Annotated in this window: 18 protein-coding genes and 2 tRNA genes; 5 read left to right on the top strand and 15 right to left on the bottom strand. The window is 32.7% G+C overall.

What is annotated here, in order from left to right; all coding sequences use genetic code 11:
- Nucleotides 1-83: 83 nt before the first annotated feature.
- From AC8GF4_RS02415 to AC8GF4_RS02400, 4 genes are all read right to left on the bottom strand, one after another.
- The gene (locus AC8GF4_RS02415; protein WP_506592437.1) at nucleotides 84-1,124 is read right to left on the bottom strand and encodes a hypothetical protein; all 1,041 of its coding nucleotides are present in this window, start codon (nucleotides 1,122-1,124) and stop codon (nucleotides 84-86) included.
- Nucleotides 1,125-1,153: 29 nt separating this feature from the next.
- Nucleotides 1,154-1,864, bottom strand: coding sequence for a hypothetical protein (locus tag AC8GF4_RS02410; protein ID WP_506592436.1), 711 nt, complete (start codon nucleotides 1,862-1,864; stop codon nucleotides 1,154-1,156).
- Nucleotides 1,865-1,905: 41 nt separating this feature from the next.
- A complete protein-coding gene (locus tag AC8GF4_RS02405) occupies nucleotides 1,906-2,463 on the bottom strand; it encodes an RNA polymerase sigma factor (protein ID WP_506592434.1) in 558 nt (185 codons plus the stop codon).
- 137 nt (nucleotides 2,464-2,600) lie between these two features.
- Nucleotides 2,601-3,578, bottom strand: coding sequence for a polyprenyl synthetase family protein (locus AC8GF4_RS02400; RefSeq protein ID WP_506592432.1), 978 nt, complete (start codon nucleotides 3,576-3,578; stop codon nucleotides 2,601-2,603).
- Between the two features lie 338 nt (nucleotides 3,579-3,916).
- Between AC8GF4_RS02400 and AC8GF4_RS02395 the strand changes: the two genes are divergently transcribed.
- Nucleotides 3,917-4,774, top strand: a complete 858-nt coding sequence (locus AC8GF4_RS02395) for a hypothetical protein (protein ID WP_506592430.1) — start codon at nucleotides 3,917-3,919, stop codon at nucleotides 4,772-4,774.
- An 82-nt stretch (nucleotides 4,775-4,856) separates the two neighbouring features.
- Here AC8GF4_RS02395 and rlmN read toward each other — a convergent pair whose 3' ends face one another.
- On the bottom strand, nucleotides 4,857-5,900 hold the full coding sequence (gene rlmN, locus AC8GF4_RS02390; RefSeq protein WP_506592428.1) for a dual-specificity RNA methyltransferase RlmN: 1,044 nt from the start codon (nucleotides 5,898-5,900) through the stop codon (nucleotides 4,857-4,859).
- Nucleotides 5,901-6,099: 199 nt separating this feature from the next.
- Between rlmN and AC8GF4_RS02385 the strand changes: the two genes are divergently transcribed.
- On the top strand, nucleotides 6,100-6,321 hold the full coding sequence (locus AC8GF4_RS02385) for a DUF2683 family protein (protein ID WP_506592426.1): 222 nt from the start codon (nucleotides 6,100-6,102) through the stop codon (nucleotides 6,319-6,321).
- Complete coding sequence (locus AC8GF4_RS02380; protein WP_506592424.1) at nucleotides 6,321-6,587, top strand: Txe/YoeB family addiction module toxin; 267 nt, start codon at nucleotides 6,321-6,323, stop codon at nucleotides 6,585-6,587. The genes AC8GF4_RS02385 and AC8GF4_RS02380 overlap by 1 nt, the downstream gene beginning before the upstream one ends.
- Nucleotides 6,588-6,858: 271 nt before the next feature.
- On the opposite strand, the gene AC8GF4_RS02375 is transcribed toward AC8GF4_RS02380, so the two are convergent.
- Nucleotides 6,859-7,377 carry a fasciclin domain-containing protein gene (locus AC8GF4_RS02375; RefSeq protein WP_506592422.1) on the bottom strand — a complete coding sequence of 173 codons (519 nt, stop codon included), beginning with the start codon at nucleotides 7,375-7,377 and terminating at the stop codon, nucleotides 6,859-6,861.
- A 1,522-nt stretch (nucleotides 7,378-8,899) separates the two neighbouring features.
- Here AC8GF4_RS02375 and AC8GF4_RS02370 point away from each other — a divergent pair.
- A complete protein-coding gene (locus AC8GF4_RS02370; protein ID WP_506592420.1) occupies nucleotides 8,900-9,541 on the top strand; it encodes an O-methyltransferase in 642 nt (213 codons plus the stop codon).
- Nucleotides 9,542-9,707: 166 nt separating this feature from the next.
- Here the strand turns inward: AC8GF4_RS02370 and AC8GF4_RS02365 are convergent, their stop codons facing one another.
- The 7 genes from AC8GF4_RS02365 to AC8GF4_RS02335 form a co-directional block, all read right to left on the bottom strand.
- Nucleotides 9,708-10,280 (bottom strand): phosphatase PAP2 family protein, encoded by a 573-nt coding sequence (locus tag AC8GF4_RS02365; protein ID WP_506592418.1) that lies wholly within the window; start codon nucleotides 10,278-10,280, stop codon nucleotides 9,708-9,710.
- The gene (locus AC8GF4_RS02360) at nucleotides 10,280-10,678 is read right to left on the bottom strand and encodes a Sec-independent protein translocase subunit TatA/TatB (protein ID WP_506592416.1); all 399 of its coding nucleotides are present in this window, start codon (nucleotides 10,676-10,678) and stop codon (nucleotides 10,280-10,282) included. Before AC8GF4_RS02360 ends, AC8GF4_RS02365 begins: the two co-directional genes overlap by 1 nt.
- A 155-nt stretch (nucleotides 10,679-10,833) precedes the next feature.
- Complete coding sequence (locus AC8GF4_RS02355; protein ID WP_506592414.1) at nucleotides 10,834-13,077, bottom strand: M1 family metallopeptidase; 2,244 nt, start codon at nucleotides 13,075-13,077, stop codon at nucleotides 10,834-10,836.
- A 64-nt stretch (nucleotides 13,078-13,141) separates the two neighbouring features.
- Entirely contained in the window at nucleotides 13,142-13,645 is a 504-nt protein-coding gene (locus AC8GF4_RS02350) for a DUF6702 family protein (protein ID WP_506592412.1), read from the bottom strand.
- Complete coding sequence (gene bamP / locus AC8GF4_RS02345; RefSeq protein ID WP_506592410.1) at nucleotides 13,642-14,400, bottom strand: BamP family beta-barrel-assembly machinery protein; 759 nt, start codon at nucleotides 14,398-14,400, stop codon at nucleotides 13,642-13,644. The genes AC8GF4_RS02350 and bamP overlap by 4 nt, the downstream gene beginning before the upstream one ends.
- Before the next feature lie 152 nt (nucleotides 14,401-14,552).
- Nucleotides 14,553-15,281, bottom strand: coding sequence for a carboxypeptidase-like regulatory domain-containing protein (locus AC8GF4_RS02340; protein WP_506592408.1), 729 nt, complete (start codon nucleotides 15,279-15,281; stop codon nucleotides 14,553-14,555).
- 30 nt (nucleotides 15,282-15,311) lie between these two features.
- Nucleotides 15,312-16,037, bottom strand: coding sequence for a carboxypeptidase-like regulatory domain-containing protein (locus AC8GF4_RS02335; RefSeq protein ID WP_506592406.1), 726 nt, complete (start codon nucleotides 16,035-16,037; stop codon nucleotides 15,312-15,314).
- A gap of 414 nt (nucleotides 16,038-16,451) precedes the next feature.
- On the opposite strand from AC8GF4_RS02335, the gene pepE reads away from it, so the two are divergent.
- Nucleotides 16,452-17,159: a dipeptidase PepE gene (gene pepE / locus AC8GF4_RS02330; protein ID WP_506592404.1), complete on the top strand. Its 708-nt coding sequence runs from the start codon at nucleotides 16,452-16,454 to the stop codon at nucleotides 17,157-17,159.
- A gap of 116 nt (nucleotides 17,160-17,275) precedes the next feature.
- On the opposite strand, the gene AC8GF4_RS02325 is transcribed toward pepE, so the two are convergent.
- Together AC8GF4_RS02325 and AC8GF4_RS02320 are read right to left on the bottom strand one after the other, a co-directional pair.
- Nucleotides 17,276-17,351: transfer RNA gene (locus AC8GF4_RS02325), tRNA-Gly, on the bottom strand.
- Nucleotides 17,352-17,401: 50 nt separating this feature from the next.
- Nucleotides 17,402-17,474: transfer RNA gene (locus tag AC8GF4_RS02320), tRNA-Gly, on the bottom strand.
- Between the last annotated feature and the right edge of the window lie 35 nt (nucleotides 17,475-17,509).

Genomic DNA, 17,509 nt, shown 5'->3' with positions numbered 1-17,509 from the left:
CGCTAAGTTACTAAGTTTTTGAAAATATTAACCCTTTCAGAGTTTGAAACTCTGAAAGGGTTAAAAAACAAATTAAAAATTTTTTAATTAAAATCGAAACGAAGTCCTAACGATATATTATTTTGATCCACAGAATTCTTTTCAAATAAAGGCTGTAAATCATATTTCAAATACAAACTTGTTGATTCATAACCCACATAAGTACTCAACCCATAATTAAAGTCATTTACATTATAGTTTCCTTTGGTTTTTTGCTCCACACCATTTCCATTAGCATCATCAAAACAAAGAATCTGTTTTGATTTTATTCGGAAACCTGCATACCCTCCCAAACCAACTCTCCAACTTTTATGTGTTCTGAAATAATCGGCATCATCACGAATTTCTTTTTTAGTAAAATCAAATTCCAAATGCATCGGAACCATTATATACACATTTCTAAAACGGGATTCGTCCAAATGAAACGTACTGGTTAGCAAATCAGTCTGTGCTCCATTTTTTTCGAAATATCTGTTGTCTGTCGCTCTTAAATTATTATACATCAATGACAGACCGTATTTAAAATGCAACAAATTATCCTCTTTCAAAATTCTGGTATTAGATGTAAAACCCCACTCATAGAAATGTGATTTCCAATATTTAAAATCCGAATGGGCAACTTGTTTGTCAGTGACTAAATTATTGGCCCCAAAAGCAAACACAAACTGAGAAGTGGTTCTTTTCTCCCCTTTACTGGCTCTCTTTTCGAAGTAATCTTTTGAAAAATGAATACTAATGGAAGCTGACGAATCTTTAGCCGAGCTTTTTAACTTTCCGTCCACTTTGTCCTGTACTATTCCATGCAATTCTAGTTCAAGTTTTGCCACTTGATCTTCAATTGCAATAGCTGAGGCTTCGGCTAATTTTTTCTTCTTTTTATCGGCTTCCTCCGTTGTAATTTTATTTTCGGATAATTCGACATTCACTTCCTCTACCTGGGTTTTTAATTTCTCCTTTTCTTCTTTTACGACCGTCTCTATCTTGGAAGCAACTTCTTTTGTTCTGTTTTCGAATGAATTCTGGGAGTGAATTTTGCCTACAAAAAGGCATGCAAATACTACTAAGTAAATTTTAAAATTTCTCATGTTTGGTTTTCTTAAATGTGATTGATGATTTATTCTGAATTTCGATTGCTTAAAGCTACAGTTACCGTTTTTATTTTTTGATTGACCACTTTAAGCGCTTTTTCTCTAAAACTAAGTTCCAATTCGCCGTCAACTTGAGAAAGCAATTCATTTGAATTTACTTTAACTGTTGATTGTAGAATACTAGAATTCTTCTTTTTAGAAAGAGGATCTACCGATGCTAATAGTTCGTCAACATTAACATATTTAGATTTTCGCAAAACAACTTGCTGTTCCGCTTTTTGACTGATGATTTGGTAGATGATTGGTATTTGTTGTTCTTGGGTTTCTTCTGTTTGAACTACTTGCTTTTCTATTTTTGTGGAAACATAACTGCTATTTGACTCATTGGATTTTTTTTCAACCTTATACGACTCTAAAACAATACTTTTTACCATTATTTTCTTGGAAATGTATTGAGGTGTCGAATTGTTTTTTTTCTCAGGAACAATTTTAGGTTCATTAACCACAATATCATTCTTTGGAATGGCAATTTCTTCCTGATTTTGATTAAAATACAATGTGCTTATGAGCAAAAAACCCAAAACACTTGCAGCAAAATAAACCCACTTAAAATTGCGTTTCGGTTTTTCTGTAACTGCCAACATAGCGTCCAATCTATCCCAGGAAGATGGAGATGGAGTAAACTCACGAGTAGCAAGCTTCTCTTTAATTTGCTTCTCTATTACACTTTTTTTCATCCTATTTTATTTTTAAAAGAAATTGTTTTGACAACAGAATCTTAATAATTCTTTTCTCTATTTTTCAAAATCTCAATTTGACTCTTCAACATCTTTCTAGCTTGTGAGAATTGTGATTTTGAAGTTCCTTCATTAATTCCTAACATAGTTGCTATTTCTTTATGCTTGTATCCTTCAATTACAAATAGATTAAACACAATTTTATAACCATCTGGTAAACTATCTATCAAACTCTGGATATCTTCGACAGAAAATTGCAAATCTGTTTCATACACAATCTCATCATAACCATTGGAATCCTCAATGAAATTTACCTTTTTGTATGCTCTAATACTCGAAATGCATTCATTAATCATAATTCTGCGAATCCAACCTTCAAAACTACCTTTCTTTTCAAATTGAGTTAAATTGACAAACATTTTCATGAAAGCGGTAATCATAACGTCTTCGGCTATGTGAATGTCTTTAATGTACTGTCTGCAAACACCTAACATTTTTGGAGAAAATTTAGCATAAATACGTTGTTGTGCTTGTCGATTGTTTGCGACAGCCAAATCGATTAGTTCATTTTCTTCCTGATGTAAATTAATTACTTTCAAAATGGTTAATAAAGTGTTTCTATTTGTATAGACGAGAAAAAAATAAAAAAGGTTGTATGCGATTGCAAAAAAAAAGAAAATAAATTTAAACCAATCCGTTAAATGATTAAATATCAATCTTTTATAAGTAATAAAATTTATTTTTTCCTTTCTATAACATAGTTGACCATTAGAATCAATGCTGATTTATAGTCAGATTCAGGATAAGCATTCAACAACTCTAGGGCTTGTTGTTGAAATTCAATCATTTTATTTTCGGCGTAAGCCAAACCTTGATTGTCTTTTACAAAAGTGATCACTTCTTTGACTCTTTTTTTGTCCTTATTGTGGTTTTTTATCGAATTGATGAGCCAACTTTTCTCTTTTGGAGTACAATTGTTGAGTACGTAAATAAGAGGTAAGGTCATTTTTTGTTCTTTGATGTCGATTCCGGTTGGTTTACCAATAGCTTCTTCAGAATAATCAAATAAATCGTCTTTGATTTGAAAAGCCATTCCAATGAGTTCTCCAAATTTACGCATATTCTCTACCTGAACTTCATCATCAATCACCGATTTTGCACCAAGAGCACAACAGGCTGCAATAAGAGTAGCCGTCTTTTTTCGAATGATTTCATAATAAATGTCTTCTGTAATATCGAGTCTACGGGCTTTTTCTATTTGGAGTAATTCGCCTTCACTCATTTCGCGAACGGCTACCGATATTATTTTCAATAAATCAAAATCTTCATTATCAATAGAAAGCAATAAGCCTTTAGACAACAAATAATCGCCTACCAAAACAGCAATTTTGTTTTTCCAAAGCGCATTTATTGAAAAAAAACCTCGTCTTCGATTACTATCATCCACTACATCATCATGGACCAAAGTTGCGGTATGAATCAGTTCAATTACACAGGCGCCACGATAGGTTCTTTCATTTACAGTTCCTTTGGAAACCATCTTTGCCATCAAAAAAACAAACATAGGACGCATTTGTTTACCTTTTCTATTGACTATATAATAGGTAATTCTGTTAAGCAAAGCCACTTGTGAAGTCATCGATTCATAGAACTTTTTTTCAAAAAGTTCCATTTCATAAACAATGGGCTGCTTTATTTGTGTAGTGATATTCATTTAGATGTCAAATATACTATTTTAAATAAAAAAACGTTATATATTGTAGATAGTGTATTTAATATTTTATTCCTAAAAATAAAAATACATCTTTATTTCACTCAAAATACTCTTCTCTCTAAAATGTATTTTATTATGATTCTAACTTTATAAAAAAAGCAAATTTACTGCACCTTTTATAGTTACACTATAATTTACAATTATACCATCAAATAAATTTTAAAACAAATATAACTTCTAATGATTTAATTGTTAGAATATTAAAATTATTATACCATTAAACCTTTTAATCAATTTATCATCTAATAACTATAAACGAACCTTAAAAACTATTAATTATGAAAACAAAGAATTTATTTATTGCTTCTTTAATGGCTGTAGCATTATTTACTAGCTGTACCTCATCAGACAAAACTCAAGATTCTTCGACTGCTATTTCAGCAGAACAAGTTGCAGTTGATGCAAAAATTGATGCCTCGGTAGACGATGTTTCGAATATAGTTGAAGACCAATTCACTATGAAACAAGGAATGACTAGTAAGTCTACAGAAACAATGAAAAGTATGTTGCCTGCATGCGCAAAAGTCACTTGGACATTGGTTGATGGGCTTTTTACTGGAACAATTGATTTTGGCACAGAAGGCTGTGCTCTTGAAAACGGAAATGTTTTGAAAGGAAAAATGTCCATCACTTTTTCTGCAAACTTCAACACTTCAGAACAAACCATTACGTATAGTTTTGATGGATTTATGCATAATGGCAAAAAACTTCAAGGTACCAAAACGATAACAAGATCTCTAAAAAGCACTGAACTATTAGCTGCTGTTCACCCAGTTTCTGCTTGTTCAATTGATCTGACAATTACTTTTGAAGATGGAAAAACATATACTAGAACTGGCAACAGAGTTAGAGAAATGGTTGAAGGATATGAAACTAAAGAAAATTGGGACGATAATGTTTTCCTTGTAACTGGAAGTGGCTCTACCACCATGCCAAATGGAGACAAATGTTCTAATACTATTAAAACGCCTTTGCGTTTTTTAGCGGCTTGTAAAAAACCATTTCCAGTTTCTGGAACTGTTCTTAAAGTTAAAAATGACACCGAAGCTTTGGTCGATTTTGGAACAGGAGAATGTGACAATCTTGCAACTGTAACTATTGCGGGTGTTACTACAACAATAGAATTGAAAAAATAAACCGTTTTATTAAAACACAAAAAGCATTAAAAGGAACTGGATTGTTCTTTTTAATGCTTTTTTATTTCTGGACTTTTTTTGTTTACGCTTCTTTATTGGCCAATTGTCCGCATGCGGCATCAATATCTTTACCACGACTTCTTCTTACTTTTACCACAATTCCACTAGCTTCTAGCGCTTTTATATACGCATTTATAGATTCTTCAGAAGCTTGTTGAAATTCACCATCGTCTATTGGATTGTACTCGATAAGATTTACTTTGCAAGGAACATATTTACAGAATTTAACCAATGCATCTATCGACGCTTTGTTGTCGTTAATATCTTTCCAGACAACATACTCGTAGGATATTTTGCTTTTCGTTTTTCGATACCAATATTCTAATGATTCTCTTAAATCTGCCAAGGGGAAATTTTCACTAAAAGGCATTATTCGGGAACGAATTTCATCAATTGCGGAGTGCAAAGAAACTGCCAATTTGAATTTTACCTCATCATCTGCCAATTTTTTAATCATTTTAGGAACACCCGAGGTAGAAACCATAATTCGTTTGGGCGACATTCCTAAACCTTCTGGAGAAGTAATCATTTCGATAGCTTTGAGAACATTATTGTAATTCATAAGGGGCTCTCCCATACCCATAAAAACAATATTCGACAATGGATGATTGTAATACAGTCTGCTTTCTTTATCAATAGCAATCACTTGATCGTAAATTTCGGCTGGCTCCAAATTACGCATACGCTTTAACCGAGCAGTAGCACAAAAATTACAATCCAAACTACAACCCACTTGGCTCGATACACAAGCCGTAGTTCTAGTTGCGGTAGGAATCAAAACACTTTCGACCACCAAACCATCATGTAACCGAACGGCATTCTTCACCGTTCCGTCCTCACTTCGTTGCATGGTATCTACTTTGATGTGGTTTATCACAAAATGTTCTTCGAGCATGCCACGAGTACTTTTGGCCACATTGGTCATGTCTTCAAAACTATGTGCCCCTTTGCTCCACAACCATTCATATACTTGATTCCCACGGAAAGCTTTATCCCCGTTGGTTACAAAAAAATCTCTCAATTGGTCTTTGGATAGTGATCGTATGTCTTTTTTCTCGATTTGCATGCTGCAAATTTAATGACATTTTGTTGAATTGTTGTTTTGATAGTGAAATTTTAAGAAAATGAGGTTTAAATAATCTTTGTTCTGTTTTTTCATATCTTTGTTAAGTATTCTGTATTTGTTTCAAATCATTTATTTCAAAAAACATTAAAGACTAAGAATTTCAAACAGAAGCAATAGATTAACAGCTAAATAATTAATTATGCCAACACAAAATATATTTATAGCGCACCCAACAAACAAAGAACAAATTGACGCATTGAAAGCTATTGTAAAAGCTTTCAAAATCAAATTTGAAATTTCTGAAGAAAACCCATACAATCCTGAATTTGTCTCTAAAATAGAACAAAGCAAACAAGAATTCAAAGACGGTAAATCTACTCGTGTTAAAAAAGAAGATTTACAAAGCTTTTTAGGATTGTAATGAGTTATCAGTTAGGCTTTTCCGACCAAGCCAAAAGCGATATTGACTTTCACAAAAAATCAGGCAATAAAGCTATTTTAAAAAAATTATTCGTTTTGTTAAACGAAGTTACCCAGCACCCTTTTGAAGGAACTGGCAAACCCGAACCCTTAAAACACAGCTTAACTGGTTCTTGGTCTCGTAAAATAAATCTTGAACACCGACTGGTTTATGAAGTTATACAAGAAACTGTTTTAATTTATTCCGCTAAAGGACATTATAACTAAAAAACCTCGCAAATTGCGAGGTTTTTTTATAGATATTATTCTAAAAAATTCACGGAAAAAGTCGGGAGACTTTTTTCACTTTTATGGCTCGCAAGAACTTTCAAAAAAACGCAAAGTCATGAGACATTTGCGGAGCCTGCAAGACAAAGTTTTATATACTTCGAAGAGCTGGGCAGCTTTACGGACTTCAAGAACTTTTAAAAAAACACAAAATCATGAGACATTGCGTAGCGCATTCCAAAGACTTCACTTAGACTCGTAAGAGCCAGGTTTAATTAGGCAAAACAACCGAATCAATTACGTGTATTATTCCATTAGACGATATTATATCTACTGCCACAATTGTAGAAGTATTTCCTTTTTCGTCTGTTAGAATAACGTTTTTACCACTAAGTGATGCTTTCAATTTACCCCCTTGCACTGTAGTTACAGTTGCTGTTCCATTTCCTTTTTTAATGGCTGCTACAACTGCTTTGCTATCTAAACTACCTGCAATTACATGGTACGTTAATACAGCTTGTAACATCGCTTTGTTTTCTGGTTTCAACAAAGTCTCAACGGTTCCAGTCGGCAATTTTGTAAAAGCCTCATTCGTTGGTGCAAAAACTGTAAACGGACCTTTTCCGGATAAGGTTTCCACAAGTCCGGCAGCTGTAACGGCAGCTACCAAAGTGGTGTGATCTTTTGAAGCGATAGCATTTTCAACAACTGTTTTGTTTTTTTGAGCATGGACATTAAAACCAAATGCTGCAACAAATAAGGATAAAGCAACTACTTTTAGATTTTTCATGATAATTTTGTTTAATGTTTTTAATAATATTTTAAACAAAAATAAAAATATTATTGGATGCTTTTTACATTTTAACAAACATTTGTCATCTGTCAACTCATAATTAAATCAAACTATTTATCTTAACATCAGTATGTTAGTGAAATTAACAACCTGTTATCTCCACTAAATATCCAAAATTTAGCATCAATGCCTTTACAAACCCTCAACAACTTAAAATCTTATCTTAAATAGCCAGTAAGCACTTTCTTATCTAGCGTAAAAAATCAAAATAGAGCGAATTTGCTATTCGTGTACATACTGTAAATCGATAGAGTATTCTAACTATCTAAATTAAATGTAACTTCATTCAGTTTTCGAATTAATTCTAGTTTTTTTTTAAAATGCCTTTTTTGTTTCTATTCTTTACGTTTACGGATTACAAATCCCCGTTAACGCACCCGCTTTGAGAAGTCTGCGGACTTTTCCAGTATACAACTTAGAAAACAGATCGTTTAGTGATAAATTCAAACGCTCCCACTTTAAACAAAAATTAAAAAAATACAAAATGACAATACTGCTACTTTGTAGTTTTTTTTAGCTTTTGAAATGCAAACAGTTCTAAAATAAATTACGGAAAAAGTCGGGAGACTTTTATCACTATTCCGTTTTACAAAAACTTAAAGAAACACAAAGTCAGAGACATTTGCGTAGCATGGACGTTTTTAAAGAACTCTACGGGGAGAGGATTACATTATTTTTAACCCGTTGGGTGAAATTCAAGTAAAATAAAAATTTAACCACATAGAATCATAGATGGATGCTAAATAGGCAAAGAATAAATAGAAATAGCACTATTTCACACATAGAATAGCTATGTGAGTAGTAAAACGTCTATCTTTTTCTTTTAAAAACTATAAATTCTATGTTTCTATGTGGTCAAAAATAATTTCACCCAACGGGTTATTTTTAATAACTATCCGTTAAGGAGACCATAATTGATTTTCTTGACAGAGATTTCACCCCTGAAAGCTTTCCTATCGTGTGGACACAAATATTAGCCCTTTTTTTTTACGTATTCTTAATAAATCAATTTTATTAAGATCCAGTTTTATCAGCAATTCTAACATAGCCCGCGGTTTTAACCGTGGGTAACGTATCGATAAACATTTTTTTTAGACATTGAATCCTCCCTAATATTGTATCCAACGGTTGAAACCTTTGGATATGGTATAATCAAATCGTTGTCAAGAGGAATCACTATAATAAATTGCTTTATTCAACACCAAAATTTTGGAGTTGTGTCCACACTATAGGATAGCTTTCGGGGTTCACAAATTAATCTGTGGGAATTTGTGAAATCTGTGTCAAATAAACACATTTAAGTTTTTGCATTGATATACTAATATGTATAAAACTTTATTGGTATAAGTCACAGATAGTCATATTCTTTTTTAAATTAAGCAAATGGTATAAAATATTAAAAAAGTAAGACATTCATTTATGATTTGTACCTTTGTTACAAATTTCAACCATTCACAAAATGCATTTTATTTCCCAAGATTTAGAAGATTATATAGAGCAACATTCTGAAAAAGAACCAGCTTTACTTGCCGCTTTAAACAAAGAAACCTATCAAAAAATATTGCTGCCTAGAATGTTGAGCGGGCATTTTCAAGGACGTGTTTTGAGTATGTTAGCCAAATTGATTCGGCCTGTTAATATCCTAGAAATTGGAACCTACACCGGTTACTCGGCTTTGTGTTTGTGCGAAGGCATGCAGGAGAATGGACAATTGCACACTATAGACATAAAAGAAGAATTGATTGATTTTCAGCGGAAGCATTTTGACAAATCACCTTGGGGTAAACAAATTGTACAGCATTTGGGTGAAGCAGTTGCCATTATTCCTAATTTAGATTTAAAATTTGATTTGGTTTTTATCGATGCAGACAAAGAAAACTACTTGAATTATTTTGAAATGATTCTTCCAAAAATGAATAAAGGAGGTATAATTTTGTCGGATAATGTACTGTGGAGTGGAAAAGTATTAGAACCAGTTCATCCCAACGATGTAAGCACCAAAGTTCTTATAGAATACAATCAATTACTTAAAAATGACCCAAGAATAGAAACGGTTTTATTGCCTATAAGAGACGGATTGACAGTAAGTCGGGTGATTTAAGATTAAAAACTAGAGTAAAAATTAAAAATAATTCTTATTTATTTTAAACTTTAAACTCTTTATTCCCTGATATCTTAGCCTTGATGGTAGCGGCATCCTTTTTGTTTTTCCTTTAAAAACAAAAAGATACAGCGGACAGCGAGATTAGCTCCATATTCAACACTAACTAATTTGACTGTTTTGGAAAATTCTTTTGGAGTGCCCATTGGTAGGCTTTATACATTACAAAGCCAGTGGTTAGTCCGAACAAATACCCAGAAAGTATATCTATTGGGTAATGCAATCCTAAATAAATACGGCTGTAAGCAAATAGTAACGGCCATAAAAATAAGAATCCAAAATACTTGATTTGTTTATTGAAATTAAGATATAAAAAAGTAGCCACTGCCATAGTATTGGCGGCATGCCCTGAGAAAAAACTAAAAGAAGAACGTGATTGAACGACTCTAATAAAAGTATTGATTTCAGGATTATTACATGGTCTGAGTCTTTGAAAAGTATGTTTAAAAAGATTGGTTATCTGATCCGTTGCTGTTACCAAAAAAGCAACAAAAAGCAATAAATAAAGGGATTGTTTTATACCTAGTTTTTTGTAAATAAGATAAAATAGAAGCAGGAAAAGCGGAATCCAATTGACTTGTTTGGTAATAATAAGCCAAAGACCATCGTATGTTTCGGATCCTAAAGCATTGAGATAAATAAATAATTGGGTATCTAGATCAAGTATTTTTTCGAGCATTACATTTGGCGTTTTACGGGACCAGTTAAATCATCGATAAGAGTCGTTCCGTCTGGATTTGCAGTACCACTTAGCACACTATCTTTGGTTTTATTTACTTCAGTAGTAAAGGTATCTGTGATTCCAGAAAAAGTATTGGATGTTTCACCTAAAAGGCTCGTTTTTGCTTTATTAATTTCAGAATTAATTCCACCAGTTAAGCTGTCTAAGGTTTTTTGATCAAAACCATTGGCTTCGGCACCTTTTTGAATTTCGCTTTTAATATCGTTGGTGGCATTTTTAAGTTGCGCCATCGCTTTTCCCATAGTTCTAGCCATTTCAGGCACTTTATCAGATCCAAAAAGCATCAATACTATAAACATGATAAAAACCAATTCGCCTCCTCCTATTCCAAACATAATTTCTGTATTTTATTGCAACAAAGATATTAAAATTTAAAACTTTGTCATTTAAATTTGTCTTAAAAAAAGAACTGAGTTACTCAGACCTCAAAGCTTTGTTCAGCTTTTAAAATCTTAGTAACTCAGCATCTTAGTAACTTAGTATCCCTTAATTAATCAAACTTCGATTTTACTTCAACTTTTGGCCAAGCATTGTTGGTCACATCAATATCGGCAGTTTCAAGTTTTGGATCAATTTGAATTTGTTTAATAGCCTTTTCTGTGGCATATACTTTTTTGGCCGTTTCATTGTTTTGCCTCCAAATTTGAGCTGGATATTTATAATTATCCATTGTCCCATCTTCATACGTAATTTGAACAATAATTGGCATTGGCATGCCACCTGGTTTATTGAACTCTACTTCGTAAAAGTATTTAGGGTTTTTCAAAGTAGCGCGTTCTTCTGCACTAAGTTTTTGATTTACATATTCAGAAAGAGAACTTACTTCTTCTATTTTAAAAGGTTTTTTAGATACAGGATTCAGTTCAGCATTATCGCTTGCAATCAAATAAACAAAAGGTCCTTTTTCTTGACCAAAACGACCTTTTCTAACTTTTGCATCTTTCAAAGCCACGGTAGGAGTTTCGGTAACATAATATTGTTTTACTTCATTAATTCCAATATCTACAAAATCAGTTGAATAAAACCAACCTCTAAAAAACCAATCCAAATCTACCGCCGAAGCATCTTCCATTGTTCTAAAAAAATCTTCAGGAGTAGGGTGTTTAAACTTCCATCTGTTGGCATACATTTTAAAAGCATAATCAAACAACTCACGCCCCATAATAGTCTCTCTCAATATATTAAGACCCGTAGCTGGCTTTCCGTAAGCATTATTCCCAAACTGAATAATACTCTCCGAGTTTGACATAATAGGCTCCAAAAATTTTTGATCACCACTCATATAAGGAACAATGTTTTTGGCAGGACCGCGTCTAGAAGGAAAATTTGTTCCCAACTCTTGTTCGGCCATATACTCCATAAATGAGTTTAATCCTTCGTCCATCCAAGTCCATTGACGTTCATCTGAATTGACAATCATCGGAAAAAAGTTATGTCCTACTTCGTGAATCACTACTCCCATCATTCCGTTTTTTATTTGTTCGCTTGTCTTCCCATTTTCATCTGGACGACCATAATTCCAACAAATCATTGGGTATTCCATTCCTTGATCTTCTGCAGATACAGACACCGCTTTTGGATAAGGGTAATCAAAAGTATGAGCAGAATAGCTTTTTAAAGTATGCGCTACCGTTATTGTCGAAGTTTCTCCCCAAAGTGGGTTGGCTTCTTTTGGATAAATCGATTCAGCCATAACTACTTTTCCGCTCAACTGTACCGCCATAGCGTCATAAATAAACTTTCTAGAAGTAGCAATGCCAAAATCTCTGACATTTTTGGCGCTAAACTTCCAAGTTTTCTTTTTGTCTGAAAACCCTTTTTCGGCTATTTCGGCCTCAGCTTGTGTAACAATAACCACAGGTTTGTCAAATGATTTTTGCGCCAAAGCATAACGTTTTACTTGCTCGGGAGTAAACACTTCGCTTCTATTCATTAATTCTCCTGTAGCATCCATTATGTGATCTGCAGGAACTGTAATATTGACATCGAAATTCCCAAATGGTAAAGCAAATTCTCCACCACCCCAAAATTGCATATTTTGCCAACCTTCTACATCATTATAAACTGCCATTCTTGGATAAAACTGAGCAATAACATACAATCTATTGTTTTCTTTTTCGAACAGCTCGTAACCCGAACGGCCTCCGTCTTGCTGATAATTATTAATATTATACCACCATTTTATAGAAAAAGACATGCTCGTTCCAGGCTTCATTGGGGTTGCCAAATTGATACGCATCATCGTTTGATTGACTGTATAAGACATTGGAATACTTTTTGCGTCTTTTACATATTCGATATTAAATCCACGTTCTAATCCTGGCTTTAAATACTCATTGGTAAATTTATTAACCGGTAAAACTTGTTCGATTTTTTCATTTTCAACCAATGGAGATTGCGAATTTTTGGCCGCTTGGTTTTGGTCCAATTGAATCCACAAATACTCCAAATTGTCTGGAGAATTGTTGTAATACGTAATGGTTTCAGAACCGCTTAATCTAGCGTTTTTGTCATCAAGTTCCACATCAATTTTATAATCGGCTTGTTGCTGATAATACGCTGGCCCAGGCGCACCAGAAGCGGTACGAAACATATTGGGAGTAGCCAACAAATCATACATTTGGCTAAACTTGTTGGAATCGTATTTACCTTGTTGTTTGACAACTGGTGCAACTGTTTTTTCTTGAGCCAATAAAATGGTAGGAAGAATAAATAATAAAGAAAGGGTTCTCATATACTAAAGTTCGTGTTTAATAGGCCGTGAAAATAACATTTTTAAATAGAAATGTTATTATACGTTAATATTTTAACACTTGTTTAGTAGAAGATGCTGTAAAAAGAAAACTATTCTTAGTTCCAAATGTTGTAACATGAACTATATTTTGCTGTTCCAAAAGGCTTTCAATTAGAACAGAATTTACTATTTCGAGCGAACTGAGTTTTGGTATTTCTTTTATATTCAAATAACAAACCAACACATCTCCATCAATTTCTTTACTTAAAAAATTCATAGTTTTGGTTTGTCCATTGACCTTAATAAAAAATTTTTCAGACAAATATTTTTTTAACAACTCCAATGATTCTAAGGACTCTTTATCGGTTCCCAAATAAAACTTTTTCTTGAATTTTTGCTCTAAAGTTTTATTAAGGTCGTCTATAAAAATGCGAGACGTTATTTGAAGCATTTTTTTTTCGGGAGCATAATTGATTTGGTAAATAGCCATATAAAATTTATGTACACCAAAACTGCTTATTGTAAAAGTAAAAACCAAAAAGAGAGCAACAACTATTCCTTTTTTCATTTTTCAAAAGTAGCAATATTTTTGAACTCTTTGTTTTTTGTAATTAAAAAATCCATTACTTCAAATTGCTGATTAATTTTGCTAAAAGCATTCGATTTTGGATCGTTTTCACAGAACAATAAGAAAAGTCCAACCTCATCTTCTTTTAATTTTAATTTATCTATAAAAAAAGAATAGCTAACATTTTGCATCGCTACAGTAGTAAAACTGGCATCGGCAACCAAATCTACTTTTTCAGGATTGTTTCTTAATATGTTTTTAAAAATCTTTTTGTAAACGCGAATAACATCCATATTATTTGGATCTCCAGTACCAGTAGGCATCATCAATATATTATCAGGAGAAGACTGTTTGTCATCATAATACTGAGTATCAACTATTTTTTGGGTATTGGCAAACTCAGGATGCGGTCCATGTGTGGCATATACAACAACAGCTAGCAATTCATTTGCTACTGCATTTAATTTCACTCTGTAAAAAGAAGAAGCAATGTCTGATTTTGACAAAACTACCCTTTTGGTCTTAAATCCTAAGCTCGTAAAAACAAGTGAATCATTTACTTTTGCCAAAATGCTAAAAAATCCTTTTGAATCAATTACGGCTCCTGTTTTGGCATTAACATTAAAAACCAAACCACTTTCGACAGCAATTGAATCATTCACTACTTTTCCGTGTACCGTTTTGCGCGTCAAAACTTGACTAAAACAAATTTGACAACTCAAAAACAAAACCAAGACTCCTATTATACTTCTCATTTACAAACTCTTAAAAATTAAATTGCGAAAAAAGAATCATCTTAATAAAAACAGCACTTTTCACTTATTAAAATTACAACATTATTTTAATCTTTCAGACATGAACAACTGTTATTTTTTTATAAAATCCCTTTTGAAATGCATAAATTATGTCATTCCTTATCAATTCTTCTCTGATTGTAAGTAACCGCTAAATTGGTCATTAAAAACATACTAATGGTTTTGTTTTTATTCTTTAGGGATTCCGCAAATTCTAAATCCTCAACACAATAATACTGAAAACCTCTAATGAGTTCCTCGGGGATTTTGAGGGTTTTAGTATAATATTTACCTCCAAAAAGATATTCTAGTTTTTTTAGTAACATTTCTTTTTTCTCGATTTCAACATTCATTTTAAGAATATCTCTATCACCAGAAAGGTAATTAAAAAAACCTTGTACACCGCCGGATCCAGAATACAACCTTCTCTCTTGAGGGGTAAATTTAATCTGGCCTTTAGGAATGATTCCCAAACTTTCGGCATTAATATTGGCGTATTTATTAATTATTACTTCGTCTAATTCGACAGCATTAAAAGTCAAATTTACTTCAAGAACCCCAGAGCTATACTCGTGTTTGTAAACATATTTTCTCAAATACTTATAATCAATTCCAGAGAAATTTAAAATATCACCCGCTTTTGCTTGTATTGAAAAACAGCCGTTTTTATCCGAAACCGCCATCATTTTGTTGGTACAATTAATCACGCTTATTCCTTCAAGCTTTGTCGTATCGGATGCTACAACCCCAGTTATCATTTTCTCCGCATTTGCTTGAGCAATCAACAATTGATTTTGAGCTTGAGTTATTAAAACAAACAATACAATTAAATTCTTTTTCATTTTTAAAATATAAAATTCAAAATTTCAAAACTACTTAATTCTGACTCCTTCCATCCTGTTTTTATTGAAGCTAGAAGCCAATCCCACTATTAAAAACATACTCATGGTCTTGTTTTTATCTTTCAGAGACCTGCAAAAATCTACATCTTCAACACAATAATATTGGAAGCCTCTTATGTATTCTTCGGGTATTTTTAAGGTTTCTATATAATATTTTTGTTCAAACAACACTTCCAACTTTGCTATAAGAAATTCTTTTTTCTCTACCGAAACTGCTTTTTTAAGCATCTTGGTTCTCCCACTTATAGCATTCAAAATTGGATCAATTGCCAATGCACCACCCAAAATTCCTAATAAATGAATTGGTTTAAAATCGCCCGCAGTTTGTAATCGCCTTTCGGCAGGAGTTAGTTTAATTTGGTCACGAGGAATTATCCCCATATTTTCGGCTGTAATATTTGGATTACCATTGACAATCACTTCATTTAATTCAATACTTTTTGACGTTAAATCGACACTAATAATCCCCATTTTAAAATCTTTCGCATTAATATACTTTCGCAAAGGCTCATAATTAACCGCAGAAAAACTCAAGATATCGCCAGCATTGGCTATAATAGAAAAAGCACCATACTGATCTGAAACGACACTGATTTTATTGGATGTATTTGTGATATTAATTCCCTCCAATGGCATTGTGTTTGAATGCACTTGACCTTTAACCCATTTCTCGACACGCTCTTGGGCAGTTATCATCTGAGTTAAAAAAAAGAAAAGAAGTAAAAAAGTAAAATTATTTTTCACAAACGCTAAATTGATTATTTAGAAAATGACTTTTATTAAAAACCAAATAATTGATTTTTTAACAACTACTTCTTTTCAGACTCTTTTTGATTGCTTTGGCATCTTTAATTTCCTTACTGTTTTTATGAGTCGAATCTTCAGTAAAAGTTTCCGTTGGTACAAATTGAAAGGTTGTTGATACTAAAAATTGAATTAAACAAAGTATAATTTTAGTCATAGTTTTCATTAATAGAATGTAAAAGTATCCCAAACCCATCCAAATTAATTACTAACGGTTTGGTAAAAGTTTGTTAATTAAAACCCATCTTTTGAATCCTTAAAAAAAATCATTTTATACCTTTACATTGAATTTATCAAGAAAAAAAAATGAAAAATTGCATTATAGCCAGTACCTCAACGCTACACGAAGGCCAATACCTAGACTATTTACTACCCGAATTACAATTGCATTTCATGGATTGCAAAACCATACTTTTTATCCCTTTTGCAAGACCAAGCGGCATGACTCATGACGATTATACCGCAAAAGTTGCAACGGCATTCAGCAAAATAAACATAACCGTAAAAGGTCTTCACGAATACGAAAACCAAAAGGAAGCCATTCAAAAAGCCGAAGGAATTTTTACTGGTGGAGGTAATACTTTCTTGCTAGTTACTCAATTGTACAAAAATGATATTATAAACATTCTTGCAGATACTCTAAAGGGTGGCACTCCTTATTTGGGTTGTAGTGCAGGAAGTAATATTTGCGGATTGACAATGCAAACAACAAATGACATGCCGATTATCTATCCTCCTAGCTTTCAAACTTTAGGATTAATACCTTTTAATTTGAATCCGCATTATTTAGATCCAGATGCAAATTCCCAACACATGGGAGAAACAAGAGAAACGAGAATAAAAGAGTTTCATGCGTTCAATTCTTTACCCGTATTGGGATTACGTGAAGGGAGTTGGCTGGATGTAAAAGAAGATAAAATTATTTTGAAAGGAAATTTGAAAGCTCGCCTTTTTAGACAAAACCAATTACCCGAAGAACTGGAAACAGGAAGTGATTTGAGTTTTTTGAATTAAAAAATTAAAAACCATTAAGATATTAAAAATTTCAAGCTTTAACAACGCTTAATCTATCTTAATATCTTAATGGTTTAAAAAAAAAAAAAAAAACCTCAAACTTACATTTGAGGTTTTGGAGCGAAAGACGAGGCTCGAACTCGCGACAACCAGCTTGGAAGGCTGGAGCTCTACCAACTGAGCTACTTTCGCATTAATCATTAAAATTTACCCTTAATAATCAAAAATTAATTTGATTTTAGAGCGAAAGACGAGGCTCGAACTCGCGACAACCAGCTTGGAAGGCTGGAGCTCTACCAACTGAGCTACTTTCGCATTACTGAGGTGCAAAGATAATTAATAAAAACAGT

The sequence above is a fragment of the Flavobacterium rarum (SeqCode) genome (genome assembly GCF_965234445.1).
Lineage (GTDB): Bacteria > Bacteroidota > Bacteroidia > Flavobacteriales > Flavobacteriaceae > Flavobacterium > Flavobacterium rarum.
The sequence above is the reverse complement of the archived record's forward strand: the minus strand, read 5'-3'. Positions and strand labels throughout refer to the sequence as shown.